We start from the raw sequence: 22,426 nt of genomic DNA, 5'->3' as shown, positions 1-22,426 counted from the left end.
TGGATGGACACGCGCTGGGGACCCGAACGGGGGGCCGGTTTGGCAGCCGATGCCGAGGATTTCGCAGATCTTCTTGGCGCGGAGTCCGTGTCCCGCCTGTTCGAAGGCGGCGAGGACCTCGCGGTAGCCGGGCGGCAGTGGCTCGGGTGGTTCGATGCCGTCCTCGGCGGCCAGTTCCAGCATCGTCGCACGGGTGATGTCCAGGCGCTCCAGGGGGTGTTCGGCGGCGGCGAGTTGTTCGGTGCGGAGTGTGGCCTGCTCACGCAGTTGTCCGGCTGTCTCGTATCAGCTGCTGCCGGGCCTCGATCTTGTCCAGGAGGTGCTTCATCGACGCTCCTGCTCTGTGGGGGTGCCGGCGGGCGGGTCGCGCCAGGTCGCGGTGGTTGTGCGGGTGAGACGGCGGAGCATGACGTCGGTCATGGACCAGTGGATCCATGCCACTGAACTGGCTGTCCTGGTCTCGTAGTCGCGTGCATGCCAATTTGGGCTGGAAACCGTCTGGTCCGGACCAGGGCGTCCCAAGAAGATCACTCATGCCTGTTACCGCTCCGGTGCGGGCATCGCCTTGAGAAGAGGACCGACTGTGTTCAAGCGCCTGTTGGGAATTGCCACCGCAACTACCGCGCTCGGCCTTGCCGTTGCCGTGCCCGCCGTGGCCCAGGGCCACGCCTCCACCGCACGTGGCGCTGCGGCGCGCCCGGCCATCACCAACCCGGTCTGTGACGGCAGCGACTACGTCACCGTCTACTCCGACCAGGGCTCGACCTGTTACGCGAACGCCGGATCCACCCACCCGAACATCCACAACGTGTGGCAGGTGTGCAGCGGGAACAACGACATCTATGTCTCCTTCGCCTCCGGCGGCCCGGCCGGCCAGAGCATCGCCCGTCACACCTGCTACTCGCTGAAGGACTGGGCTGGCGACTCGTACCTGACGGACCTCACCATCTACTGACCCCCGGTGGGCGGGGACGGAAGAGCCGGCACCGACAACGGTCTACGGCATCCCGTTCCCAACCGCTACGCCCCTGTGAGGAGGGTCTGTAAAGTACTGACACGCCCCCACGCGATGGCTGCCCAGGCAGCCAACTCGGCGCCGGTGTCCCTCCCCTGACGCACAATGGGCTGGGTGGGGGAAGGGCCCACCATGACGCCGCCGGGATGCGCCTTGACCCAACGGTGCTGGACGCCTTGGAGAGGGCACCGTCAGCGTCTTCGCTGACGGTGGCTCCTTCATGGACAGCCTCATTACGCAGCTTCCTCAGGCCGTTGTAGAGAGCCAAGGCGCTCGGGGGAGTCCTGCCTGCACCTCAACGGAGCCTGTTCCCCCACGGTGCCAGGAGGTCGGCGATCCTGCGTACCGAGGCGATGACTTCGCTGGTGTCGACGGCCGTGTAGCACAGCCGGAAGTAGCCGGGCTCGGCGCAGGACAGCAGTTGCCCCGGCAGCAGTTGCACCTGGGCGTAGGTGGCGATGTACCAGCGCAGCCACTCCTCCTCGCTGGAGATGTCCGGGAAGAGGATCGGCAGGGCGACCGTCCCCTTCTTCTCGGCTTCAGCGGCGAACGGCTCCGGTATGCGGTCGAGCTGCGGGAAATGCGGCCCGATCTCCGGCGGAATCACCGCCGTCCCGGCCGGTGGCAGATAGGCCCGCAGGTCGAGCCAGAAGAACTGCGCCGCGTTCTGCCCCTCGCGGTAGCGGTACGGGATGTGGCCGTCCGTGAGGGCGCGGCGAGTGTCCTCGAACGCCGTGGTCAGCCAGCCCCGGTACTGCCGCATCAGCTCCAGCGGGTAGCTCTTGCCGTCGACGACAGTCTTCAGCATGGCCCCGATGACACGATGCTTGAGCGAGTCGAACGGGCTGAACCAGGCGTAGCTGTTCTGCTTGTCCTTGATGCCCTGCATGGCCAGATGGACCACCGGCGACTTGGAGATCACAACTCCCGCCTTGAGGCCTGAAAGACCGAAGTCCTTGGCGAATCCCCACACGACATGGACCCGGTCCCGCGCCTCCGGGATGTTCTTGTAGGCGTCCAGGGCCAGGGCGCTGACGAACTCCGGCCCGGCTCCGGCGAGTTGGGAGTGTGCGTACATCTCGTCGGAGACGATGTGCATGCCGGTCTCCGTGAGCACCCACCGGTAGATGCTCTCCAGCAGGTCCTTGCCGTAGTTGTCGCCCAGGGGGTTGTTGGGATTGGTGAGGACGAGCAGCTTCGGCGGCTCCGGCTGGGTCCGGTAGGCGTGCTGCACATCGGCCAGGGTGAGCTCGAAGTTCTCCGGACCCTTCTCCCGGAGGTGAACGGGAACGGTGACCAGCTCGGGCCGCTGCTCGAAACACCAGTTGAAGCCCTGCCAGTAGGGCGCGGGCAGCAGCACCCGATCGCCGATCTCCAGGATCCCGCCCTCCCTGAGCGCGAACGCCAGGCACTCCAGAGCAGCCGACACTCCCGACGTGCCGAAGACGTCCTCGCTCTTCAAGTCCGCGGAGAACATCGGGCGGAGCATGTCCGCAATGCCCTGGCGGAGCTCGGAACTGCCGTACGACGGTGCGTACTTGACGTCCTTCTGCTCCAGGACCCCGAGCCGTTCGAACACGTTGTCCCGCAGCGACGGATAGACCAGCACGTTCTCCGCCGTGGCCAGGTTGGTCACGTCCGGGTACAGCTCCTGGTGGACGGCCAGCCGGTGCTCTGGGTCGGCGGCCCCGGCGAGCAGTGCCGTGATCTCCTCGGAGGTCCGCTCCTCGCGGCTCTGCTGCCCTGTCGTGGTGCCCTTCGGGTTCGCGGTCATCGCGGGTTCCTCCGTCGGCAGGTGTCACTTTCCCGGCAAGCCCCTATCTTTCGGGAGGATCGCCGAAGATGAACAGAACACGAACCGGCCAGGTGGCGCGGCGACGGCTTGGCGTTCCAACCCCTTTGGCCATGTCGGAAACTGGGCGTGCCAACGAGTGCGTGGACAGCCGGTCTTGCCTCCCTGTGGATCGCGTGGCTCATCTGGTGGGTGTGAGCACCGGCGTGGGGCCGGTGGGGTTCATGGAGTCTTGAACGGACACTCAACCAGGAGGAACGGCCCTGTCAGTGCGGCTCGGCGGCTCCGCCGGGGTGCTGTGGTGCCGGTCGGCCAGGGCGGTGATTCCTGCTGTGGCTGCGGTGGCGAGGTCGGTGATCACGGCGTCGTCGACGGGCAGGTTGATACCGGGCGCCCGAGGGCGATTCAGCGGGGTGCGACCGGTCCGCTCCACGCCGTCGCCGTGGACGTCGCCGTGGCCGTGGCCTGGCCCCACGATGGCGGCTGCCCCACCCAGGGGTAGCCGGGCGAGCGGCCGGGACTGAGCGGCGGGGCCATCGGCACCCGGTAGACCGGCCGCACCGGCCGAGTCCCCGAACTGTCGCCGTGGCTCCTCGCCGCGGCGCTAGGGCTGCCGTCCCGTGAGGGCGGGCGGCTATCGTGGCTGCCCCGCGTCGGAGCCCCGGCAGTTTCCCCGGATCTGTCCGCACCGCCGGAGCCGCCGCCCGCGCCCCGCCAAGGAGTCGTCGGGCGGGGTGCGCCGGCCGCCGTCCTGACGGCCCGTCTCACGCGGCCCGAGCCCGGCTCCGGCAGGTCCGCCGTCGTCCGGTCGCCCGGGGCCCGGAAGACTCGCGGGTACTGCGGGCCGCTCGCGAGGTGCGCGGCCGGTTCCCGGACGGACAGGTCTTCGTCGGCCGACACCCCGCTTCCTCGCTCCCCTTCACGCTTGCCTTCACTCGTCTCCTCACCTCGGACGTGCTCGTCAGCTCGCACATGCCCGCCCTTCGAATCCTGCGCTTCCTCAGCGGCGTCCAGGCCGGGGAAAACCGGGAGGATGCCCACGGCGGGCTGCGGGACCCGCTCAGCACACGGCGCGTGCTCGACGTACTCGAACGTGTCGAAAACGAGGCGCAGGTGCGACCGCTGCCCGTAAACGGCGGGCCGGGCGCCGCCCTGGTGGCCGCACGGTCCCAACTGTCCGCGCTGCCAGACCACTTCCGGCACCGGATCGGCACCCTGGACCGGCCGGACGCCCAACGGACGCCAGCCGGCCTGGTGGGGGTCGAGCGCGACAGGCGCGGTGGCGGACAGGACGACGAGCGCGGCACAGGCCGCGAACGTCCACCTCCCCCTGCGGCGGATCCCCTTGCGGAACATGGGACTCCTCGTGGGAACGCGGGACGCTGTGCGCGGCGAGGAGCAGCACCGTAACGACCGCGTAGGGTAATTGGATGCCTGTATTTCATCACATACGGTAGCGATTTGAGGGGCTCACATGCCGGGAAGTCAGGAACCGGGCCGCAGCAGCACCCACTTGGCGACGCCGGGCACGTCACGCTTGTCGAGCCCGCGCGGGACATGAACCTCCGCCTACGGGACGAGCACGAGGTAGTCCGCAAGGTCCGCACCGAGCAGCAGACCGGTGCATGGAAAGACCGCTGCAAGATCCGGGCCGGGGTCGAAGGCACCATCTCCCAGGGCGTCGGCCGCTGCGGCCTGCGTAGATCCGGCTATCGCGGGCTCGCGAAGGCCAGTCTCCAGCGCCAGCTCACCGGCGCGGCGATCAACGTCGCGCGCATCGACGCCCACCTCACCCAGACACCCAGGGCGGCCACCCGCACCAGCCACTTCGCAGCACTTCGCCCCGCCGATCAAACGACCGGCAGGGTGAAGTAGAAGGACCCATTCAACGAGATTCGCCAACAGCGTCGGAGCAACCCGCGGGGCCTCTGCCCGTGGTCGGCCCAAGTCCACGCCCTGGGATCGGTGTTCCTTGGCAGTGATCAGCAGGCAGTTCCCGTTGCGAATCGCGCCACCGGCACCTACGCGGCCGCCGGCAGTTGCGATCATCAGTGGATGGCCGCAGTTGTCGCCTTCGCGCCCTCTGCACCGCCCCTGTGATGCCCGTCATACGGCTTTCAGTTTCGGTGCGTCAGCTTCTTTCAGCGGGTTCGGGGCGGGGTGATGCCGGTCGGTGGTGTGGGCGCGCTCGGACGCAGCCTCCCCGGCCCGGGGTCCGGCCCCTCAGGCGCAGTGTGCGGCTCCGGGTGGCGTCGCCGGCCGACACCAGCTCCCCCGGCCCGCCGGTGTCTCGGTGTCCGACAATCCGAGCTCCGCGAATACCGCACTCTTCGTGATCGCAGTACTGGTGGACCAGGCGATCGCCTTGCCCGGGATCTTGACACTGCCCGTACCTGCACGGGTGAGTCTGGTCACGTCGTTCTTGGCAACTACTAGGCACGGTCGTTGGCGACAAACTGCCACCTTGCCCGGAAACCGGTGTCGATGCCGGGGTCGATACGGTCGTGGGCCGTATCAGGAGCTGTTGGCACGGGGGTGGGTCCGGGCTAACGATGTGCCCTGACGTGTAGTGCCGCCGGTGCACACGTCCCGGCGATGCCCCCCGACGTGGGCATGCGGAATCCCGATCCGGTCCCGCCACGGCTTGGCTGCGCGACCCGAGCGCAAGGAAGAAGGTGCCCATGTCCAGCGTCCCCCTGCTCGCCCGTCCTGGGCTCGGCGCCGCGTCGGCCGCAGCAGTCGGCCGGACGATGGCCTTCCTGGACTACTTCGCCGGCGTCTTCACCCTGCTCTCGCTGACCGCTGTGGTCGCATGCGGGCTCGCCGCCACCGACCGGCTGGTGCTGACCCCCCGACTGCGGGTGGCCGTGCAGTCGGTGCACCGGGCGAGCGCCGTCGCGGCGCTCGGCTTCCTCGCCATCCACATCGCGGTCAAGGTCGTCGAGCAGCACGCCGCTCCGCAGACCGCGGTGGCCCCCTTCACGGGCGGCACCGCCCTCGCAGCGAGCCTGGGCACCGTCGCCGCCGACCTGCTCGTCCTGATCACGGCCACCGGCGTGCTCCGCGGCCGCTTCGCAGGCCGCCGCCCCTGGCTATGGCGGCTGCTGCACTCGACGGCGTACGTCTGCTGGCCGATCTCCCTGGCGCACGGGCTGACGGCGGGGCGCAAGGCGCACGTGTGGGTGCTCTGGGGCTACGGCCTGTGCGCGGCCCTGGTGGCACTCGCGCTGCTGGTCCGTTCCCTTTCCCATCTGGGCCGCCACCGGACCCGGAGCCGACGTCGGCGCGACGCCAAGGCATACCGGCCCGCTGCCGTCCGCCCGGCCGCGCTGTCCGCACTGTCCACGCGCTCCCCGCGCCCCACGACCAGCGCCCGCCTGATCGCCTGGCCCGCAGCACCGACAACGGCGACCCACCGATCCGCACAGAGTAACGGCGTACCCAAACAGCCGAAGCACGCCAGGAGACCAGGGCCCCGGCCGCTCCGCCTGGCCCAGCCCGGAAGCAGCGAATGAAGAACGCCCCGCTGAAGCTGCCCGAGGTGCGCTGGGTGGAACCGGGCCGGCTGACCGCCGGCCTGGACCGCTACCAGCGCATGGACCTTTCCACCCACACCCGTGTCCACCCGCCACTCCCCGAACCGGACCAGGAGGATCTGCTCGCCCTCGCCGAGGCCGTCGAACTGTCCGGCCGCGGCGGCGCCGGCTTCCCGTTCGCCCGCAAGGCCCGAGCCACGCTCGCCACCGCCGAGCGCACCGGCACAGCGCCAGTCATCGTGGTGAACGGCGCGGAGGGCGAACCGGCCAGCGCCAAGGACAAGATGCTGCTCGCCCGTGTGCCGCACCTGGTACTGGACGGCGCCTGCCTGGCCGCAGCCGCGTTCGGCGCCGAGGAGATCGTGATCGGCGTCGCCGCGGGCAGCCCCGGCGAGATATCGGTCCCGGCCGCCCTCGCCGAGCGTGAACTTCCCTGCCCTGCCCGGACCGTATCCCTGCCCGAACGCTTCGTCTCCGGCGAATCCGGGGCCCTGATCCGGGGCATCAACGGTCTGCCGGTGACACCAGCGCCGCTGAAGGCCCGCGCGGCCGACGGCGCAGCGGGCGGGGTGCGCCGCCGCCCAACACTGCTCTCCAACGCCGAGACCTGGGCCCAACTCGCCCTCGCGGCCCGGCTCGGACCCGACGCCTACACCGCCGTCGGCACCGCCGCCGAACCCGGCACGATCCTGCTCACCGTCAACCGGCCAGGTGCCGATCCGCTCGTCGTCGAAGTTCCGACCGGCACCCAGCTGGGCCCGGTACTGGACGCCTGCGGCCTCCAGCCGGGCGCCGGAGTGCTGGTGGGCGGCTATCACGGCGCCTGGCTGCGCCCATCGGAGGCCGCCGACGCGCCGCTCTCCCGCGCCGGCCTCGCCGCCCTCGGCGGGACCCTCGGTGCGGGCGCGATCATCGCGCTCCCCGACGACACCTGCCCGCTCGGCGAGACCGCCCAGGTAGCGGCCTGGCTGGCGGCCGAGTCCGCCGGCCAGTGCGGACCGTGCAAACGCGGCCTGCCCGAAGCCGCTGAGGCGCTGGCCATGCTGGCCGCCGGTGCTGTCAAGCCCGCGGTACTGGAGGACGCCCGGCTAGCCCTCGGCGCGGCCCAGGCCGGTGGCGCATGCTCGCACCCGGACGGCACGGCCCGCTTCCTGCTCACCGCGCTGGATGTCTTCTCCGAGGACGTCGACGCCCACCTGTCCGGCCCCGGCTGCGGCCGCCCCGTACGCGGAGTACTGCCCCTCCCACCCGCGAAGGGCGCCCGGCTCGAGGTGGACTGGTCCCGCTGCACCGGCCATGGTCTGTGCGCCGTGCTGGCCCCCGGCCTCATTCGCCTCGGCCCGCACGGCTACCCCACCTCCGCCACCATCCCGGTCGCTCCCTGGCAGGAGCACGACGCCCGCCGCGCCGTCAACCAGTGCCCGGCCCTGGCAATGCGTCTCCGCCGTCGCGTGTGACGCCCCCTTGAGGACAGGGCACCGGCACCTACCTGCCGCGCGGGGCAGGCGAGTCTGAATTCGCGCTGATGCTGTGCAGGGTGAGGGAACCAGCACCGTAGGCGGGCGATGCGAACCGACTGGTCAACAGGGCGTTGTCAACTTGGCGGGGCCTGAACGGACTGGTCGTGCCGGGGTCGTGATCGGCCCTGGGATCGGCCTCGTTCAGGCGGGCTGGGGTAGGCCTGCGGTGCCGGTGATGTGGTCCCAGACAGCGAAGCGGATGATCATCTCGGCTCGGTAGCGATGCCCTTGCCGAAAACTCATCCGTGCTGGTGGGAGCGGGTAGGGGGAGCTTGGCTGGAGCCGGTGACGCGGGAGCTCTCACGAGGCTGGTGGCACTGCGGCATCATGATCGACCGTGCTGGTTCGACTGGCCTACCTCGGTGTCACCAACACGTTCGCCATGCTGCGTTTGCTGCCTATGAGTGACCGGAACAAAGATGTCGAGATCCTCGCCCTGCGCCACCAGCTGTCGGTGTTGGAGCATCAACTCGGCAAACAGAAGATGCGGTTCAGCCCGAGCGATCGGGTGTTCCTGGCAGCGCTGCTGCACCGAGTCCCGCTGGGAGTGCTGCGCCAGCTTCGGCTGCTGGTCCGGCCGGACACCGTGCTGCGCTGGCACCGCGACCTGATCGCACGCCGCCACGCTGCTGAGTCCCGCCCGAAGCGACCGGGACGGCCGCGGACGGTGCGCTCCATCCGCGTTCTGGTCCTGCGCCTGGCGCGGGACAACCCCAGGTGGGGGTATCGCCGGCTCCACGGCGAACTGCTCGTCCTCGGCGTGGAGGTGGCCGTCATCCACCGTGTGGGAGATCTTGACTGAGGCCGGGATCGACCCGTCGCCCGAACGTAGTTCGAGTACGTGGGCCCCATCAGGGCATCGCCAACGCCCGCCCGCTACGCCGCCTGCTCACACCGACCGCCGATCCGCAGGAAATCACCCGCCTGGACATCTGCCGCCGCGACCGCCTCGGCGGCATTCTCCACGAGTACCAACATGCGGTTTGACCTCGATGGATGAGTTTTCGGCAAGGGCAGCGTTCAGTTCGGCGAGCAGGACGCGGTGAAGCTGGTCGAAGACGCCTGCCTCTTGCCGGCGGTTCAGCCGGCGCCAGCAGGTCTGCCCGGAGCCGAACCCCCAGCTCCAGCGGGAGGAGTTGCCAGGCTATTTCCTGGTGCGGGACGTACAGGATGCCTTGCAGGCAGAGCCGGTCGTCCACCGGCCTCGGTCCCGGCGGCCGCTCGGCCAGGGCGGCAGAAGCGGCTCGATCAGCATCCACAAGTCGTCGTCCACGATCCACGGGCGAGTCGTCACACCCTCTCGAACGGTCAGATCATCACAACAGTCACGGCCGACCAGGACACATCAGCAAGATTCCGTTACGAGCTCAAAGGCACTCATGGAGAACACCCAGCTCGCCCAACGAATCCATACACGCCGAGAAATGGGGAATCAGTGAAGAGTGCTTCTATGCTTGCGCGTCTAGTCAAGACCGCCCGTCTGTCGCTGCGCCGACTGGCCGCGGCCGCCGTGGCCATCGCCGCAGCCTGCCTGGCCGTGGCCGTCCCCGCTGGCCCGGCACAGGCGGCCAGCCCGTGTTCCAATCCCATAATGGCGAACAACCCCGTGGACTTCTACGACCTGGGGACGTGGTCCTCCCCGTGGACGCGAGCCCCGCGGCGGCTGGGGATGCTGTACCTGGGCTACTTTCCCAACCCCAACTGCCGCCAGGTGTACGCCGAATTCCACTGGAACCAGGACGGGAGCGTGGACCTGAGCAACAAGGTGGGATACATCCGCCTGGACGACGAGCACCCGTATGCCGACGGCTCCGGCTGGAGGTATGACCGGGCCTACAGCAACGCGAACACGGGCTGGCGGACCTCGCAGTCTGTCCCCATCGACAACTACGGTGCACCCAAGCGGTTCACGCCGGTGCTGGAGATCAACCACGGGGCGGCCGTGGAGTGCAATGACCTCCGTTTGCCGGGGAACTGGCACACCTTCTCCGATGGCGGGAACGGGACTGCCACGAGGGTGAACTGCGGTTTCTGACCACGACGCCAACACGTCGACGCGGGCCAGCAGCCGGCGGACCGTGCTCTCGGCGGGCAGTACCCGCATGGGCAGGAGCGGATCGGGGTTCGCACCGACCTGTTCGAGCACATGCCCAGGGGCATCGGCGATCCATTCGCCGACCGCCAGCAGCGAGGTCGCTCCGGCCAGCACCGCGCACGCGGTGAGAGTGAGCACGACGGCCAGGCGGCGGCGCACCCCGCGTGGGTCACGCGGGTCCGGCACCTCGGCCAGCCATTCCAGCAGGCCCGGGAGCTCCTCGGGTCCGACCTGCGGATTCTCGCGCAGTTGGTCAAGGGCAGGCGGGATCAGAGATGATGCGTCGGCAGGCACGGTCTTCCACTTGGATCACGGGGCGTAGAGAACTCCATGATCTTGGAAGCCGTGCCTGTCACGTTCCGAGAACACGGCCGCTGAGCTGACAGTCCGCTACGAACCGGGCATCACGCGACTACGCCGAAGCCCTGCCCGGGATACCGGTGCACGGACTGTTCGGCGAGCCCTCGATCCGTGAGGATGCTGAGCCGTCGTGAGCGGCGTCGGCCGTGGCGATTCCCGGCGCGGCGCAGACGGCGGTGGCACCTAGGGCGTGTCCGGCGGATCTTGTCTGGGACGCGGTGGTCTGGCACGCCCATCTGCCGCGTTGTCGTCACTCGCCGACGCTCCGCGTCGACTCCCTCCTCCGCCTTGCAGCTGCACGCACCAGACCACCGCTCACCAGCACCAAACAGCACCGCCCGCTGCGGGCGACCAGATTCGCCGGACACGCCCTAGTGCCGTGACCGGATATGTTCACCGAGGTCTCGTGGTCTGCGGGTGCGTGAGTCACCGCTGCTCCCCGGCTTCGGCTGGTCGCAGGGCTGAGCGACCTCGTTTGCATGGTTGTAATCAACTTGCTGTCCGCCCCGGCGGGCGGGCAGGGTCTGGATCATGCTTGAACTACACACTTTGGAATCAGACGACTGGCCCCTTTGGCGGGAGTTGCGACTGGCCGCGCTTGCTGAGGCGCCCTACGCGTTCGGATCGACGCTGGCCCAGTGGCAGGGCTCCGGCGACCGAGAGGAACGCTGGCGTGCCCGTCTGTCGATTCCTGGCGCGCACGATCTCGTTGCGCTCCTCGACGGCCTTCCGGTGGGCCTGGCCAGCGGAGTGCCGGGCGAGGGAGCAGAGAACGTGGAGTTGATCTCGATGTGGGTCAACCCCACGGCTCGGGGCAAGGGCGTGGGTGACTACCTGATCCAGGCGGTCGAGCGGTGGGGGGCGGAGCGCGGTGCCACGACCCTGCGGTTGTCCGTCGTGCCGGACAACCGCAAGGCGACCGCGCTCTATGAGCGGCACGGTTTCACGGACACGGGTGAGCCCGGCGATCTTCTGCCCGATGGCGTTGGCAGGGAGCGGGTCATGGCGAAGAGCCTGGCCGCTGTCTGATCTCCGCATCCCGGCACGGCGGGATCCCTCACTTGGGTCAGGCCAAGGCGGCGAGGGGGCGTCCGCCCCAGCGGATGCCCTTCTCGCTGCGGATGCGGGCGCGTTCGCGGCGCTGTGCCGCCAGGACGTCGGGGTGGCGGGGGTTCTGGTTGCGCCAGCGCAGATGGCGGTGCAACTGGCGGGTCTGGACGGTGTGGTTGGGGTTGGTGGGAGTTGGCGAGGGTGAACTGCCGCAGCGGCCCGAAGTGTGCCTCGATCGGGTTGGCCCAGGACGCGTTCGTCGGGGTGAAGCACAGCTCGACCTTGTTCCTCGTCGCCCAGCGGCGCATACGCCCGTTCTTGTGGGCGGAGAGATTGTCCAGGATCACATAGACCGGGGCGCCGTCCGGGCGGGCCGCGCGGATGCTCTTGAGCGCGGCCCGGGTCGGGGCGATGCCCTTGCGGCGTCTATTGACGCCCCAGAGGGTGTCGTCGCCAGCCGAGTAGCAGCCATGGAAGTAGCAGGTGCCGTGAGTGCGGTGATAGGTCGCCGGCAGCCGGTCCGGTCTGCCCTGTTCGGTCCAGCAGGCCCCGGCCGTCGGGCGGATGCCCAGCGGCCCGAACTCGTCGAAGGCGAAGGTCCGGTCCGGGCGCTCCTGGAGCACGTACTCGATGCGGTCCAGCTTGGCGTCGAAGTCCGGGTCGGTGGACTCCTTCCAGACATCCGATGCAGTTGATCTGTCAAGGAGGGAGGTCCGGGAGGGGTGTCAGTGGTGTGTGGCAGCATCCGCGGCATGACGAGTACAGAGATGGGCCGCGGCTTGGACTTGTTCCGGGAGGGGGATTTTCCCATCTACACGCTGACCTTCGTGCGGGACCTTCCCCCTGCTGAGCTGCTCACCCGCATGGGGGTAGATCCGGAGACCTTGGCGCTTCGCAACGCCATAGACCTGTCGGATGACTTGGGCGACGACCTTTTCGACGATGAAGAACCCGTCGTCACCAGCGGCATCGACGGGTCGTGGACGTGGGCATGGGAACAGGGCGGCGTGCACGGACTCGATGAGAGGATCTTGAGCGCCGTCTCCATGGGGACTGAGGCCGTGGTGCTCCACTACAACGAGAAGCCGATGCACTGGTTCAAGTACGCGGTCGGAGGCGAGATCATCGTCGACTTCCACACTCTCCAGGCGATCGAACCGACCGGGCAGAACCCGGCAAGACTTGATGACACCATGAGACCCCTTGGGCTCGCCCCTGGGCAGGTCGCGCCTGTTCACAGCGTCCTGGCACTGGTAGAGGACGCTTTTGGTATCGGCCTGACGCAACCCGATGAGGTTGACGACGAGCGTTGGAGCGGCAGGCTGCTTCCCCTGCCGGACTAAATGCCTCAAGCGGCGGCGGTCTTCAGAACAGGAGTTTCAGAGGACGGGAAGGCTGTGCCCTCGTCATAGACGGTGCGTTTGGTGAGGCAGTGGTGGAGACAGCCGAGCAGTCTGTTGAAGAGGTGGCGTTGGGCGGCGGTATGACGGTCTCCCGCTTCTCGTCGGCGGTCGTACTGGGCTCGGGCTCCGGGTGAGGACAGCGCGGAGAAGGCCCAGACGTAGCCGACGGCGGCGAGCCGCTGGTTCTTGACCCGGCGGGCCATCACGGCGAGGCTTTTACCGGATGCCCGGATGCCCGGATGCCCGGATGCCCGGATGCCCGGATGCCCGGATGCCCGGATGCCCGGGTGACCGGTGCGGCCCCGGCGAAGGCTTTGAGTCCTTTCGCGTCGGTGAAGCGGGATCGGTCGTCGCCGATTTCGGCGAGCACCCGGGCGCCGGTGAGTGATCCGAGCCCTGGCAAGCTGGTGATGATCTCGGCGTCCGGGTGTGTGTCAAAAGACGTCACTGCCGCGGCGGTGAGGCCATCGGCGCTGGTGCAGGCGGCTTCGAGTTGCCGCAGCAGTGCGAGGGTCTGGTGTCCCATGGCCTGTTCGACTTTGGGTAGTTGGCGCATCTGGGTGATCTGGAAGGCTTCGCGAAGCCGGTCTGCCTCGGCTTCGATGCCACGCTGGCGGCCGGCTTTCTTCAGCAGCGACCGCAGCTGGGCGCGGGTGAGCTTGGCGGCGTGGGCCGGGGTGGGAGCGGCGGCCAGGACGACGCGCGCGACGGGTAAGCACAGTCCTTCGCGGGTGTGCTGGAAGGCGGCGAGGAAGCCGGGGAAGTACTCGCGCAGGTGTGATCGGAGCTTGTTGCCGGCCTGGGTACGATTCCAGACCGCGTCCTGCTGGGCGCGGGCCAAGACAGCGATGGCCTGGGCGAGTTCGCTGTCGTCGGGCAGTGACCGGTGGGCGGCCCGGTCCGTGCGCAGGATATTTGCCAGGACCATGGCGTCGAGGTGGTCGGACTTCTTGCGGGCGACTGCATGGCGTTCGCGGTAGCGGGAAGCGGCCATCGGGTTGATGGCGAAGACGGGGCGTCTGGTGGCGCGGAGGCAGGCGACCAACAAGCCGCGGGACGTCTCGATGGCCACGGGGATCGGGGAGTTCTCGGTGTCGCCGTGCTCGGTCAGGAGAACAAGCAGCTGTTGCAGGCCAGTTGCGTCGTCTCCGATCCGGGTTCGGGCCACCAGGGCTCCGTCGTGGTCGATCAGGGCGACGTCGTGGTGGTCGCTGGCCCAGTCGATGCCGCAGAACACTCTCATCGTGCTGTTCGGTTCCTCTCGGTCGAGGTTGCTGCTGGTCGCAGCCGCGCGGGGGCACGCGTCTCCCTAATGGAAGGGCTCGGTGGCCCTGCATCCGATTAGCCGTTCGTGACCCCAGCTGTCCGTAGGGCCCTCGGTCTGCGGAAGAGCTCGGCGGCTCCGGGTTCAGTCAGAGGTGGTCCCTGCGAACGGCTCGAACCACGGGCTTTAACGATCTGATCGTCAGACTGGATGCGCTGCGGTGGCAGTGGACGGAACCGGGGGTCGGCTCTTGACCGAGGGCTCGAAGCCCCGGGGGCGTGTTGCGACTTCCCCGGCACCGACTGCCACCACCGCAGCAGGTAGTACCTGGATGAGCTTTTGGAAACAGGATCGGGCCGGCCTGGGATCGGAGCTTTCTGCTCTGGTGATGTATAGACCTCGGTCCTGTGCCCGCGGCGGCAACCGTGGAGCAGCTGCCGTACGCAGAACCGGGTCCGCCTATCTTGGGGGCTCGGGGCCCTGGGCTTGTATAGACCTCGGATCTGCGGCCGCTTCAACAGTGACAGGGGCGACCAGGCCGGTCTGGAAGAAGAGCTCGATGGCCCTGGTCTTGGTTGGGTCTCAGTCGCCCTGTCACTGCCCATTAGGGCCTTGCGGCCGATCCGTATCGGGCGGGCGAGGCCGCGGCGCAGGTGATTCGCGAGCTTGCGGATCGACCAGCGGGTGAAAGGCTCGCCGAGCCTGGCCGGGCGGTGGCCGTCTGGATGACGAAGTCCTCGTCGTCACAGTTGAGCAGGCGGGGACGGCCTCCCGCCCACCGAGGGTCCAGGCAGGACAGCCCGGACTCGTTGAACTTGTGGATCACGTCCCGGACGGTGTCCTCGTCCGCCTGCACGAGCCGCGCGATCACCGGCACGGTGTTCCCGCCCGCCGAGGCCAGCAGCATCGTCGCCCTGCGGAACCGCACCGTGCTGGTGCTGCCCCGTCGTACGATCCGCTGCAGTCTCCGCCACTCCTGCTCGGTCAACGTACGCACCCTGACCTGCTGCGCCATCCCGCCTCCCCGCACCGACCGGACATGTCGTCACATCCAACCGGCACGAGGACCATGAACACCAACCCGGCGAACCAACGCGGTCACAGCACTAGGGCAGCGACGGCGAGGATGCGAAAGCGCATTCATGTCCCCTCGTGGTACTTGCGGTCGCCGGCAGACATACCCACGCCCGCAGGCCGATGCCTCAAGCCCCCCGTTCGTGGCGGGAGTTGACATGCCGCGGCGAGGCGTACCGCGTCGCCGAAGCACCTGACACCTCTGCCGGCAGGTCCCACGGCGCAGCGGTCGCTGCTCAACGCTGCGCGATGAAGAGGTACGGACTTGAGGAGCCCTCGCCCTGGCGTTTCTTCTCCCGCTTGGAGGAGGGGCGCAGCACCGTGATGACATCGGGCATGGCCCCCGCTCTGGATGTTGTCTCAAGACCGCTGACCAGCTGCGCGGCGACGATGTCCGCCAGGCCAAGATCAGTGTCGCTCCCCGGCGCAACCTCCCGTGCGGCAGGCAGCATATGAGCTGTAAGAAGCAGCTGGGGCACCCGATGGGAAGCGAACACTCATTCCTGTGAAAGCCGCTCGTTGGGCGTACTGGGGAGCAGCGAGTGCAACCTGCGGGAAAATGCCCTGAATTCATTGACGCGCAGCCCTGACCTCCGGGATCTTCGGACAATGCTGACTGTGGCGGGTTACGGTGCTTGCCGGGTGACTGTTAACTCTGGAAATGTGAAAACCGTTCGGCGAACCAGTGCAGTCGACTGAAAGGGAAATGCCGTGGCCTCGGTCAAGAGCATGATGACCTCCATCCAGGTGTTCAGCGATGACACCAACCTCGACGCCTACGACGGAAAGACGTTGTGGACGCGGAGTCCGGAGCAGACGTATCAGGTCTGGCAGCTTGAACTGGTGGGTGAAACCCCGGCAGGTACTGGCATCTACACGATCGAGAGCACCCACTACAAGGGACAGTGTCTCGAAGCCACAACACGCGGCGGGCCAGTGACGATGAAGCCCCGTACCCCCGACAAGCTGTCACAGCGCTGGGTCGTGGACACCGGGGAGGAGCAGACCACCATCGAGAGCGTCAAGTTCAGGGCCCTGGTCCTCACGGCAAACGGCGAGGACACTCCGGTCATACTCAAGGAGTCCACGCCCGACGCACCAAACCAGGCGTGGACTCTCTTTACCAAGATGTAGGCGAGGCCGACATTCCTCGCCCACCGCTGAATTCTCTTTCCTTCCAGGGGTAAAGGGAATCGGATGGTGTGGGGCGACGCAGGGAAAGCCGGCAGGCTCACCGAAAAGGTGGACCTGCCGGTCAGTCAGTATCCGCAGCATGCCCGGAGTTAAATTCCTGGAGAAACGCGGAAACTCCGCAATCGCCGCTGCTCCTCCTGATCGTGGACAAGGGCTACTGGCCAATCGGCCGTGCGTTCCCTCTGCTGGGCACCCGGGCTCACCGCGGCCCTGCGCGCGGTGAAGACCACGGCCAAGTACGTGCTGGTGGACGGCACCCTGGCGGAGTGCGACCGGGTCGGCGACACACGTGCCGACTGCAGCGGAAAGCACCGCCGCCACGGCGTGAACCTCCAGGTCGTCACCGATCCCGACGGCAGGATCCTGTGGGTCTCCCGGGCCCTGCCCGGCCGCACGCGCGACCTCACCGCGGCCCGCCGGCACCGCATCATCAACACCTGCCGACGGCTGGGCATCCTGGTCCTGGCGGATCTGGGCTATCCCGGCGCCGGCGGAACCGTCGCCGTCCCGCACCGTCGCCGTCCCCGTCTAGAACTCACCGTCCGGCAGCGGTCGGTGAACAAGGCCCACGCCAGGCTCCGGTATCCCATCGAACGCGGCATCGCCCGCCTCAAGACCTGGCGGATCTTCCGCAAAGCCCGCTGCAGTCCCACCTGGCTCACCACCGCGGCACAGGCCGTCCTCACCCTGGAGAGCTACCCCTGAAAGAGCTCATTCAACTCTCCGGGCGCCTGCATCATGTATCCGGATGGTTGATACGCGAGGATTCCTCTCATAACGCCACGACCGTCTCACTGGACTTGAAATCTTCCGACCGCGCGGGACCCACACCAGGGCTTCCCTCGTGCGACGCAGCCAGGACCGGGAGGTCTGCACCGTCGAGGCAGCCGCTGCACACTGACGCGAAACCCTAGCCCCTCTCCCTCGCCCCCCGGCCCACAATGGTGGAAGCGGACCGTGGCGGGGGAGGAATCCGGTGAGGTACGAGTGCTGCCCTGACGGGACCTGGGAGAGGGCGACCGCCCGCCCGGCAGCCGCTCTCCGTTCCGGCATCGCCGGCTACCACGGCTTCCGGTTCGACCTGGCCCGGCCGCGGCGCAGGCTCGAACTGCCGGACTTCATGACCACGTTGGTGATCCTCTTCGGTCAGAAGCTCAGCGTGCACGAGCCTGTGGGAGCCGACGTGGCCACCACGACCGCCTACACCTCCGTCTTCGCCGGGATGCAGTCGCGTGCCCGGGTCGGCGAGCACGACGGCCGACTGAGCGGGGTGGAGGTGGTGATCGCTCCCTGGGCCGCGCACACGCTCTTCCGTACGCCCATGAACGCGTTGGCCAACCAAGTGGTCGAACCCTCCGACCTCTTGGGCGCGCGTTACGGGGCGCTCGACGAGCGCCTCGGCAACAGCCCCGACTGGGCCACCCGCTTCGCGCTGCTCGACGCGACGCTCGCCCGATGGCTGACGGACGGGCCGTGCGTCTCGGCGCGGGTGCTGTGGGCCTGGAAGCGGATAAACCGTACGGCGGGCCGGATCCCCGTGCACGTCCTGGCCCGCGAATGCGGCTGGAGCGAACGTCACTTGGAGCGGCGCTTCGAGGAACAGATCGGTCTGCTGCCCAAGGCCGCCTCGCGCATCCTGCGCCTGCGCGGTGCCCTTGGGCTGCTGTCCCAAGGGCACACCGGTGCCTCGGCCGCGTCCTTGTCCGGCTACTCCGACCAGGGCCATCTGAGCAGGGAGTTCAAGGCCATGACGGGCTGGACCTTCACACACTTCGCGCGTACCCGCGGCATCGAGCACACCGGGCCCGCCGACACCGATCGCGGCGCCCGCCGCCCCACGAGCCTCGTACTGCCGGGATGAACCCGCCGGGCCGGGCGCGCCGTCGGACGCCGGATCCGGCCATTCGCAGTCGAGGTCGGTTTTCTTCAATACGCCCCGGCACCCTTTTGCGAGGCTGCCTCGCGACCGTGCAAACCCAAGTGCCCACGAGGCACGGCAAGGAACGCCGGACCACCAGGGGGATCGCCCATGCCACAGCCATGCGTCGACAGCGTCCGGGCCGATCTCGACGCCGACGGATACGCCGTTGTGGACCGGCTGGGCGGTCAACGCCAAGCCGTCGAACTCATGCAGGAGATCGGCCGGTTCGTGCCCCAGTACACCGGCGCGGTGGAGCACGAGGTGGTCTACCGCTCGGGCAACGACGGCCGCGCCTACTCTCAGAGCCGCAACGCCATCCGCTGCCACACCGAGGCTCCAGGCTGGGACCCGAGCCCGCGCCACCTCGCCCTCTACTGCCACCGGCAGGCCCGCTGCGGCGGTGGCCATACGGATCTGCTCGACCTGAAGGTGCTCGAAAAGCTGCTCAGCCCCGCCGAGCACGCGCTGCTGACCGGCCCGCGGATCTCCTTCCCCGGACCGCAGGACGACGCGGGCCACAGCACGACCGTCACCGTACCGATGCTGTGCGAGGAGGACGACGGCCGGAACGTGCTCAGGTTCAGCTACAACCTGCTGACCGCGGCCGACTACGACGCCGCCCTCGACGCGGCGGCCGACCCCGAACGACTGCCGCTGGGACGACCCGGGGCGGAACTGGCCCGCTGCGTCAGCGAGTTGTTCGACCGGTACCGCACCCAAGTGCTCGTCCCCGACGGCTGCCTGCTCATCTGGAACAACCAGCGGATGCTGCACGCCCGTTCCGAGTACGCGGACGAGCGCCGCCATCTGACCCGGTACTGGATCGCCGCATGAACGGCTCCACGGCCCCGGCGACCCGTACCGTCTCCGGCCGCAGGCTCGCCGAGCTCGTGCGCGACCGGTGCGCGGATCCCCGCCTCGCCCATGACGTCGAAGTGGTCGCTCAGATACTGCCGTTCAAGGTCAGCGCCCATGTCGTCGACCACTTGGTCGACTGGGACACTGCCCCCGACGACCCGCTGTACCGGCTGGTCTTCCCGCACCGCGACATGATCGACCCGGCGCACTTCCGGGGAGTCGAGCGGGCGCTGGGGGATCCGGTCGCGCTGCGCGCAGCCGTCGCCGCCGCGCGCCGCGACCTCAACCCGCACCCCGGCGAACAGCTGACCCGCAACATCCCGCACGACCAGGACGGCGAAGTGGAGGGCGTCCAGCACAAGTACGCCCAGACCGCGCTGGTCTTCCCCCGGCACGGACAGACCTGCCACGCCTACTGTTCGTATTGCTTCCGCTGGGCCCAGTTCGTCGGCGAGCCCAAGCTGCGCATCGCCGACGACGGGCCCGACCGGGTCGCCGACTATCTGCGGCGCCACCTTGAGGTCAGCGATGTGCTGTTCACCGGCGGCGACCCGCTGGTGATGCACGCCGAACTCCTGGAACGCTACATCGACGCCCTGCTGCGGCCGGGTCTTGAGCACATCACGACCGTCCGGATCGGCACCAAGGCGCTCTCCTTCCACCCCGCCCGACTGGTGACCGATCCGGACGCCGGGCCCCTGCTGAAGCTGGTGGAGCGCCTGGTACGGGCGGGGCGGCACGTCGCCGTGATGGTGCACGTGTCGCACCCGCGCGAGCTGCAGCCCGACCTGACCCGGCGCGCGGTGGCCGCCCTGCGCTCGGCGGGCTGCGAACTGCGCTCGCAGGCCCCGGTCGTACGGCACGTCAACGACGACGCGCAGGTGTGGGCGGACTCGTGGCGGGCGCAGATCGCCCTCGGCATCCACCCGTACTACCTGTTTGTCGAACGGGACACCGGGGCGCGCCGCTACTTCGGACTGCCGATCCAGCGCGCGTACGAGATCCACCGGGGCGCGGTGACGCGGCTGTCCGGACTCGGCCGCACCGCCCGGGGGCCCGTGATGTCCACGGCCGAGGGCAAGGTCACCGTGGACGGAGTGGCCCAACTGCCCGGCGGGGAGCGTGCGTTCGCGCTGCGCTACCTCCAGGCACGCGATCCGGAGCTGGTGGGCCGGCCGTTCCACGCCCGCTGGGACCCCGCCGCCCAGTGGTGGTCCGAACTGGTGCCGCTTGACGGCCACGACCGGCCGTTCTTCCCGCGCGGCGCCGCCCTCGCGCAGGGAGGCCCGCGCTGAACGGCATCCGTTCGACCACGGGTCACGCCACGGGCGTCTCGCTCGCGATGGTGTCCGCCGGCACGTTCGGAACCGTCGGACCCGCCACCAAGGTCCTCGACTCGGCGGGACTGTCCGCCCTGCAGATCGCCCAGGCGCGCCTGACGATCGCGGCGATCCTGCTCCTGGCCCTCGCCACGATCACCCGCCCCCGGGCGCTCCTTGCGACGGCCCGGCAGGCGTACGGCACGATCGCGGTCCTCGGGGTCCTCTCCTTCGCCGCTTTGCAGACCTTGTGCGGCGTCGCCGTCGCCCGCATCCCCGTCGGTGTCTTCGTGGTGCTCCAGTACCTGTCGCCGGTCATTGTCGTGGCGTGGCTGCGCTGGGTGCGGCGCATACCGCAGCCCCGTCTCGTGTGGATGGGCACGGCCGTGGTCCTGGCCGGGCTGCTGCTTGTGGGCGAGGTGTGGCAGCGGCTGCGGCTCGACGCGGTCGGAGTGCTGGCCGCCCTGGGCACGGCGGCCGCCCTGTCCGTACGTTTCCTCGTCGCCGGGCGGGCGCTGGCCCGGCACGACCCGCTCACCGTGACCGCCCTGGGCATCGCGGCCGGCGCCCTCGCGCTGAACGTCCTCGCACCGGTGGACACGTTCCCCTACGACAGGCTCGGGGACATGGTCCGCTACAGGACGCTGAGCGCACCCGTCTGGGCCGTCGTCCTGTGGGCCGCCCTCGTGGCCACGCTCGTGGCGTATCTCAGCGGTATCGCGGCGCAGCGGTTCCTGGCGCCGTCGGCTGCCAGCCTGTTCGCGACGCTGGAGGTCGTGGCCGGGTCCGGGGCCGCGTATCTCATCCTCGGCGAGCGTCTGACACCCGCGCAGTGCGCCGGCGCAGCGACCGTCCTGGCCGGTGTGGTGCTCGCGCAGAGGTCCATGCGCACGACGTCGCGCACCACGCGGCGCGGGCCGCAGCACGCTCAAGCGTCCGGCCAGGGCGTCCCGGACGGCCGCCCCGCGCGTACGGCGGGAGAACCCGCCCCGCAAAACCCGAGAGGATCCTGAACGATGGACGAGCGGTTCATCAGCAACCTCGACGAAGACGCCTTCGGCAAGGAGGTGTTCGGCACCGTCGACAACCCGGTCATTCACCGACTGGCCGCAAACTGGAAGCGCCGGGCCACCGTCAAGCGGGACGACCCCGGCCTTCTTGACATGTTCGACCCCGCGCTCCCCGACTACCCCGAGGAGATCGTTCCCTTCGCCGACCACCCCACCTACCGGGCGCTTGCCCCGGCGCGGCGCGACGCCGTCCTGACCTGGGCCATGATCGCGCTGAACCGGAACACGGAGTACTCCGAGACCCATGTGGTCAACCCGGCCTTCGGGCTCGTCCTGCGCGGCGAGTTCCCGGGGCTGTGGGGAGAGGCCCTGGAGATCTCGCTGATGCAGGCCATGGTGGACGAGCAGTACCACATCCTGATGCACCGGATGGCCAGCGACATGACCCGGGCCAGGCGCGGCGATCAGTTCCGTGGCAAGGAACTCCCGCTGCCGTACGTGTCAGTGACGCACCGTCAGCTCTCCGACGCGGCCACCGAGCGCTGGCAGCGCAGCCTGCTCACGCTCGCCTTCGCCACCACCACCGAGCTGTCCATCGGCGCGTACCTCGAACTCGTCGCCAACGCCGAGGGCGTGCAACCGATGAACGTCGCGCTGTCCCGGCTGCACCGGCACGACGAGGTGTGTCACGGCTCGATCAGCGGAGAACTGCTGAAGGTGCTCTACCCCCAGCTGACGGGGGAACAGCAGCGGTTCCTGCTCGACTCGCTGTGCCGGGCGCTCGAAGCGTACTCGGCCAACGACTACCGCGCCTGGGGGACGATCATGCGCCTGGTGGGGGTGGCGGGCGGTGCCGAGATGCTCCGGGACTGCAAGGCGGCAGGACGCACGGCCCTGCTGCGGGACTACAGCGGTCTGCACCGGGTGCTCCAGGAGCTCGACGTCCTGGACCGGATCGCCTTCGACTGGTCCAGCGTGAAGGTGTCGGGCGAACTGCCGTACGTGCTCTAGATGC

14 protein-coding genes and 8 pseudogenes are annotated in these 22,426 nt (G+C 68.9%); 15 read left to right on the top strand and 7 right to left on the bottom strand.

Annotated features, from left to right (window positions below; all coding sequences use genetic code 11):
* Window positions 1-583: 583 nt before the first annotated feature.
* Window positions 584-955 (top strand): beta/gamma crystallin domain-containing protein, encoded by a 372-nt coding sequence (locus ACIQ8J_RS18405; RefSeq protein WP_403277205.1) that lies wholly within the window; start codon window positions 584-586, stop codon window positions 953-955.
* Between the two features lie 355 nt (window positions 956-1,310).
* On the opposite strand, the gene ACIQ8J_RS18400 is transcribed toward ACIQ8J_RS18405, so the two are convergent.
* Window positions 1,311-2,789, bottom strand: coding sequence for a pyridoxal phosphate-dependent aminotransferase (locus ACIQ8J_RS18400; protein WP_403277203.1), 1,479 nt, complete (start codon window positions 2,787-2,789; stop codon window positions 1,311-1,313).
* Window positions 2,790-3,051: 262 nt separating this feature from the next.
* On the bottom strand, window positions 3,052-3,282 hold the full coding sequence (locus tag ACIQ8J_RS18395) for a hypothetical protein (RefSeq protein ID WP_403607861.1): 231 nt from the start codon (window positions 3,280-3,282) through the stop codon (window positions 3,052-3,054).
* A gap of 1,076 nt (window positions 3,283-4,358) precedes the next feature.
* Between ACIQ8J_RS18395 and ACIQ8J_RS18390 the strand changes: the two are divergent.
* From ACIQ8J_RS18390 to ACIQ8J_RS18375, 4 genes and pseudogenes are all read left to right on the top strand, one after another.
* Window positions 4,359-4,682: pseudogene (locus ACIQ8J_RS18390) on the top strand (transposase); the annotation flags it as partial.
* An 806-nt stretch (window positions 4,683-5,488) separates the two neighbouring features.
* Window positions 5,489-6,322, top strand: a complete 834-nt coding sequence (locus tag ACIQ8J_RS18385) for a hypothetical protein (protein WP_403277199.1) — start codon at window positions 5,489-5,491, stop codon at window positions 6,320-6,322.
* Window positions 6,319-7,800, top strand: a complete 1,482-nt coding sequence (locus ACIQ8J_RS18380; RefSeq protein ID WP_403277197.1) for an NADH-ubiquinone oxidoreductase-F iron-sulfur binding region domain-containing protein — start codon at window positions 6,319-6,321, stop codon at window positions 7,798-7,800. The genes ACIQ8J_RS18385 and ACIQ8J_RS18380 overlap by 4 nt, the downstream gene beginning before the upstream one ends.
* 400 nt (window positions 7,801-8,200) lie before the next feature.
* Window positions 8,201-8,711, top strand: a pseudogene (locus tag ACIQ8J_RS18375) (helix-turn-helix domain-containing protein); the annotation flags it as partial.
* Between the two features lie 164 nt (window positions 8,712-8,875).
* Here ACIQ8J_RS18375 and ACIQ8J_RS18370 read toward each other — a convergent pair.
* Window positions 8,876-9,118, bottom strand: a pseudogene (locus ACIQ8J_RS18370) (transposase); the annotation flags it as partial.
* A 195-nt stretch (window positions 9,119-9,313) separates the two neighbouring features.
* Here ACIQ8J_RS18370 and ACIQ8J_RS18365 point away from each other — a divergent pair.
* Window positions 9,314-9,898: a hypothetical protein gene (locus ACIQ8J_RS18365; RefSeq protein ID WP_403277219.1), complete on the top strand. Its 585-nt coding sequence runs from the start codon at window positions 9,314-9,316 to the stop codon at window positions 9,896-9,898.
* A gap of 72 nt (window positions 9,899-9,970) precedes the next feature.
* On the opposite strand, the pseudogene ACIQ8J_RS18360 reads toward ACIQ8J_RS18365, so the two are convergent.
* Window positions 9,971-10,117: pseudogene (locus ACIQ8J_RS18360) on the bottom strand (ISAs1 family transposase); the annotation flags it as partial.
* A gap of 732 nt (window positions 10,118-10,849) precedes the next feature.
* Between ACIQ8J_RS18360 and ACIQ8J_RS18355 the strand changes: the two are divergent.
* Window positions 10,850-11,347 (top strand): GNAT family N-acetyltransferase, encoded by a 498-nt coding sequence (locus ACIQ8J_RS18355; protein WP_403277195.1) that lies wholly within the window; start codon window positions 10,850-10,852, stop codon window positions 11,345-11,347.
* A gap of 37 nt (window positions 11,348-11,384) precedes the next feature.
* Here ACIQ8J_RS18355 and ACIQ8J_RS18350 read toward each other — a convergent pair.
* Window positions 11,385-12,045, bottom strand: a pseudogene (locus ACIQ8J_RS18350) (transposase); the annotation flags it as partial.
* Window positions 12,046-12,120: 75 nt separating this feature from the next.
* Here ACIQ8J_RS18350 and ACIQ8J_RS18345 point away from each other — a divergent pair.
* Window positions 12,121-12,711 (top strand): DUF6461 domain-containing protein, encoded by a 591-nt coding sequence (locus ACIQ8J_RS18345; RefSeq protein WP_388132235.1) that lies wholly within the window; start codon window positions 12,121-12,123, stop codon window positions 12,709-12,711.
* Between the two features lie 5 nt (window positions 12,712-12,716).
* Here the strand turns inward: ACIQ8J_RS18345 and ACIQ8J_RS18340 are convergent.
* Window positions 12,717-14,014: pseudogene (locus tag ACIQ8J_RS18340) on the bottom strand (IS110 family transposase).
* A gap of 626 nt (window positions 14,015-14,640) precedes the next feature.
* Window positions 14,641-15,050: pseudogene (locus ACIQ8J_RS18335) on the bottom strand (transposase); the annotation flags it as partial.
* A gap of 770 nt (window positions 15,051-15,820) precedes the next feature.
* Here ACIQ8J_RS18335 and ACIQ8J_RS18330 point away from each other — a divergent pair.
* The 7 genes and pseudogenes from ACIQ8J_RS18330 (at window position 15,821) to ACIQ8J_RS18300 (ending at window position 22,422) form a co-directional block, all read left to right on the top strand.
* A complete protein-coding gene (locus ACIQ8J_RS18330) occupies window positions 15,821-16,243 on the top strand; it encodes a ricin-type beta-trefoil lectin domain protein (RefSeq protein WP_403277190.1) in 423 nt (140 codons plus the stop codon).
* A 249-nt stretch (window positions 16,244-16,492) separates the two neighbouring features.
* Window positions 16,493-17,008, top strand: a pseudogene (locus ACIQ8J_RS18325) (transposase family protein); the annotation flags it as partial.
* Between the two features lie 271 nt (window positions 17,009-17,279).
* Window positions 17,280-18,164 (top strand): helix-turn-helix domain-containing protein, encoded by an 885-nt coding sequence (locus ACIQ8J_RS18320; protein WP_403277187.1) that lies wholly within the window; start codon window positions 17,280-17,282, stop codon window positions 18,162-18,164.
* Between the two features lie 168 nt (window positions 18,165-18,332).
* The gene (locus tag ACIQ8J_RS18315; protein WP_403277185.1) at window positions 18,333-19,058 is read left to right on the top strand and encodes a TauD/TfdA family dioxygenase; all 726 of its coding nucleotides are present in this window, start codon (window positions 18,333-18,335) and stop codon (window positions 19,056-19,058) included.
* Window positions 19,055-20,377: a KamA family radical SAM protein gene (locus tag ACIQ8J_RS18310; RefSeq protein ID WP_403277184.1), complete on the top strand. Its 1,323-nt coding sequence runs from the start codon at window positions 19,055-19,057 to the stop codon at window positions 20,375-20,377. Before ACIQ8J_RS18315 ends, ACIQ8J_RS18310 begins: the two co-directional genes overlap by 4 nt.
* Window positions 20,374-21,414: a DMT family transporter gene (locus tag ACIQ8J_RS18305; RefSeq protein WP_403277217.1), complete on the top strand. Its 1,041-nt coding sequence runs from the start codon at window positions 20,374-20,376 to the stop codon at window positions 21,412-21,414. Before ACIQ8J_RS18310 ends, ACIQ8J_RS18305 begins: the two co-directional genes overlap by 4 nt.
* A gap of 3 nt (window positions 21,415-21,417) precedes the next feature.
* Window positions 21,418-22,422 (top strand): diiron oxygenase, encoded by a 1,005-nt coding sequence (locus tag ACIQ8J_RS18300; protein WP_403277183.1) that lies wholly within the window; start codon window positions 21,418-21,420, stop codon window positions 22,420-22,422.
* Window positions 22,423-22,426 lie beyond the last annotated feature (4 nt).

The sequence above is a fragment of the Streptomyces sp. NPDC094147 genome, assembly GCF_044764265.1.
Classification (GTDB): Bacteria; Actinomycetota; Actinomycetes; order Streptomycetales; family Streptomycetaceae; genus Streptomyces.
This window is presented reverse-complemented; position numbering and strand designations above follow the sequence as displayed.